We start from the raw sequence: 3,686 nt of genomic DNA, 5'->3' as shown, positions 1-3,686 counted from the left end.
GGAGTGATTTTATTATGTCTGTCATTTTAGCTATGTGTTTGTTTTCCCTATCCATGTCGATATCCCCCGGTCCGGTCAACCTGATTACGCTGTCAACCGGCGTAAACCATGGTTTTCGGAACGCAATGCCGTTTGTAAGCGGAGCAACGGTGGGGTTCACCCTGCTGTTATTGATGATTGGGTTGGGTATAGGTCGTATAGCAGCTGAAAATCAGGAGGTTATGTCCTTGCTGAGTTACCTCGGTGCCGGCTTTATCTGCTACATGGGCTATAAAGTCGCAACAGCTAATCCCGATATCGAGATCGCCAACGATACACGCCCCACCTTCATTCAGGGGGTGCTGCTTCAATGGCTTAATCCAAAAGCCTGGATCGCATGTCTATCAGGTGTCACAGCGTTCAATCTGGCTGATGCTTCCAGCTTGCTCTATGTGTTTGTTGGACTCTATTTTATGATCTGCTATGTATGTGTGAGCAGCTGGGCGCTTGTAGGGGACCGGATCAGTTCGCTGCTGGCAGAACGCTCAAATCTGCGTGTATTCAACAGAGTCATGGGAAGTATATTGATCGTCGTTGCGATCTATCTACTGTATTTGCAACACTCTAGTTGAGAGTCGGTGCATGTTAATGCACATCATATTCTCACGGGTGACGATATATGTGCCATAACCCACCTCGGAAGTTCACTTCCTTTTCAAATATCGCGCCGACAGCTTTTGCCAGCTTAATAGATGCCAGATTCTCCGAATGGACGAAGCTAATAAGCCTCACATCAGGCATGCATTCACGCCCTGCTTGCTGGATTGCCCGGGCTGCTTCACTGGCATAACCTTGTCCCCAGTATTCGGGGGCTAATGCCCACTTGATCTCTGGCTCAGGCCAATCATTCGGATACCAGAATCCTGCGGTACCTAATACCTTCCCAGTCTCTTTATGTTCAATCGCGTAGGGGCCGTATCCTCTAAGCTGCCAATGCCCCACCATACTACACAGGGTGCGCCAGGTTTCACCTTCGCTAAAGGCCCGGCCAACCGTAAACTGCGTCGCAGTCTCTGATGAGTAATAGAGGTGAAGGTCCTGCCAGTCACCTTCTCTAAACTGTCGCAAAATCAGGCGTGAGGTTTCCAGTGACTCAGGTACACGTGGGTTCATTTCTTTAGGCTCAACTTGAAGGTTAGAGAAGCTCAAGGGTTGAGGAATCACAGAGCAAACTCAAACAGTCTGATCACTGACTTTCTGCGGATTCTCATAGCATCGAATAAGATTATGACCTGCTTTTTTCGCTGCATAGAGTGCGACATCCGCTTTATAAATCATATCTTCTACGGTTTCCGCATCATCAGGATAAAAACACATTCCAATACTTAGTGCGACATCCAGGTTATGGCTGGCGGCATCAATAGGTTCTTGTAACTCACCAATAATACGCTCGGCAACTTGGTGAGCTGCGGCCCGATCTTTAGGAAAAACGGACACAACCGCAAACTCATCCCCCCCTAAGCGCGCGACGATATCTGTCTTGCGACAATGCCGGAGAAGCACAGTTGCAACAGCCTTTAATACCGCATCCCCCACCGGATGACCGTAGGTGTCGTTGATGTGCTTAAACTTATCCAGATCAACCATCATCAGCGCCAGGTTTTTCTGTTCTCGTTGCGCCAAATCCAGATTCTTCTCAAACTGCAGATTAAACTGATTACGATTTGCCAAGTCAGTAAGTGTATCGGTCATCGCAAGGCGGTGTATCTTTTCCTGAGCGTTCCGCTGTTCGGTGATATCACGGAAACTCCAGACTCGCCCGCAGAAACGCCCATCAACGATCATTGGTCGAGAGAAGCGAGAAAATACCCGACCGTCTTTGAATTCGAGCAGGTCCTCAGACTCAAGGTGTATATTCTGATAGACGCCTTCTATATCGACGATAAACTGTTCAGGATCACGCAGTTGATCTTTAACGTGCGCCAGCATCACCTTTTCATCGCCCAGCGATACAATCCCGGCGGGTAGATGCCACATCGTTGTGAATTGCGTATTCGTACGAATAACGTGGCCGTATTCACTGGTCACCAAAATACCGTTATCGGTGGCTTCCAGCGTTGCAACAAGCTGGGATAATGCGTCCTTCAGCTCGATCTCGGCATTCTTTTTGTCCGTAATATCAGTATGCGTCCCCGACATACGCAACGGCTTGCCATCAATCCCCCACTCAACAACTTTGCCTCGATCCTGCACCCAACGCCATGACCCGTTTCGATGCCGCACACGAACCTCACACTCATAGAAGTCGAGTTCACCCTTAAATACTTTTTCCAGCTGTTCACTTGAACGCTCTAAGTCATCGGGATGGGCAATACTGAGCCAAGTATCAATAGATACGGGTTCTAATTCGTCAAGACTATAACCCACAATATCTGCCCAACGATCGCTAAAGACTGTCTCTCCAGTTATTACATTCCACTCCCAGGTGCCCACATTAGTGCCCCAGATTACTTCTCGCAGCCCCAGCTCTGCCTTCTCCACCTTAGCGCCAGCGATTCGACTTTGACGTAGGGCGTAAATGAGCCCACTAGCAATAATGAACAACAGCCCTATCGCAAATATCATTCGAATCTGTTCATTGCGATAACTTGCTTCCAGCTCGAGCGCTTTAAGGTCAACCATCTCCTCCAGTCGCGCCTGGTAATGCCACAGTTCATCACTTAAACGTCGCTCGTTAGAGATATCTCGCACGATAGAATGGAGCAGAGTATTGCCGTCAAACTCCAGAGGTACGGAGCTCACCTCAACCGTTTTAACAGAGCCGTCGGCAACCTTATGCCTGAAAATGAAGTAGTTGCGGCCTTCGGCCTGAGCCAGCTTGCGCTCCTCAGATACTTGTTCAGCAGAAAGCTGATTGATTTGCTGGATTGTCATTGCCTTCAGCTCTGCCGGATCATATCCGTAGAACTGACTGGCAGCATCGTTGGCATCTACAATCTGACCACTCTGCGGGTCGATCAGGAGCATGACGAGCTTGTGAGAGTTAAATGTTTCTTGAAAGCTAGGGGCCGCGGAGAGCAAAGATGATACGGATAGCAAAAAGACCCCGAAACTAAGCGGCGTCAAACGGAGAGTTGGCAATAGGACACTTTGGACAAACCGAGCAAAGCGCCAAACACGTCGTATCATAGCGTATTTCACGTGCAGATCCTTAACGTCATAACCTGTTCAGGTTAGAAAGGCATCCTTGATGTGCAACACAGCACCGTCCAGAAATAACAACGGAATCTTTGGTCAGAGACATTCCATTAATCAACATGTCAGTTTGTGCTCAGAGCATCAATTTCGCAAGGAACACCGTCTAACTATATGATTCTGGCCGATGACTATCAATTCTGGCTGTTTATCGATCTATTTCCGTTATGCGCGAGATCTTCAAAGCGGCTACATGTCCTTTAACTCAGTCCAATAACAGACCAACACTGACGAACAATCTTCCGTTCTGAGCTTTAGTTAGAAATCATCGAGATCTCTTTTGCTGCTATAGCGGAATCGCTGCGTGCCCATTTGATTAACAAGGCCTTGTGTTCACTGCCTACTGTCAACAAATTAGGAATTTTTCCTATATCGTTATGCGATAAACGAATGTACATTTATTGAGCAGGTAGAAACTATGGGTTAGGACGATGAATAATAATAAGTGTTGC

The 3,686-nt window shown here is 47.8% G+C and carries 3 protein-coding genes; 1 reads left to right on the top strand and 2 read right to left on the bottom strand.

Going from position 1 to position 3,686, the window contains the following annotated elements:
• On the top strand, positions 1 to 611 hold a 611-nt coding region (locus ABYW01_RS16610), incomplete at its 5' end, for a LysE family translocator (RefSeq protein ID WP_372834840.1).
• A gap of 31 nt (positions 612 to 642) precedes the next feature.
• Here ABYW01_RS16610 and ABYW01_RS16605 read toward each other — a convergent pair.
• Both ABYW01_RS16605 and ABYW01_RS16600 read right to left on the bottom strand, forming a co-directional pair.
• Positions 643 to 1,203 (bottom strand): GNAT family N-acetyltransferase, encoded by a 561-nt coding sequence (locus ABYW01_RS16605; protein WP_372834837.1) that lies wholly within the window; start codon positions 1,201 to 1,203, stop codon positions 643 to 645.
• A gap of 9 nt (positions 1,204 to 1,212) precedes the next feature.
• The gene (locus ABYW01_RS16600) at positions 1,213 to 3,168 is read right to left on the bottom strand and encodes a diguanylate cyclase domain-containing protein (RefSeq protein ID WP_372834843.1); all 1,956 of its coding nucleotides are present in this window, start codon (positions 3,166 to 3,168) and stop codon (positions 1,213 to 1,215) included.
• Between the last annotated feature and the right edge of the window lie 518 nt (positions 3,169 to 3,686).

Source organism: Pontibacterium sp., assembly GCF_041587635.1.
Classification (GTDB): domain Bacteria; phylum Pseudomonadota; class Gammaproteobacteria; order Pseudomonadales; family Balneatricaceae; genus Pontibacterium.
Note: the sequence above shows the minus strand (reverse complement) of the source record. Positions and strands in the feature narration are given on the sequence as shown.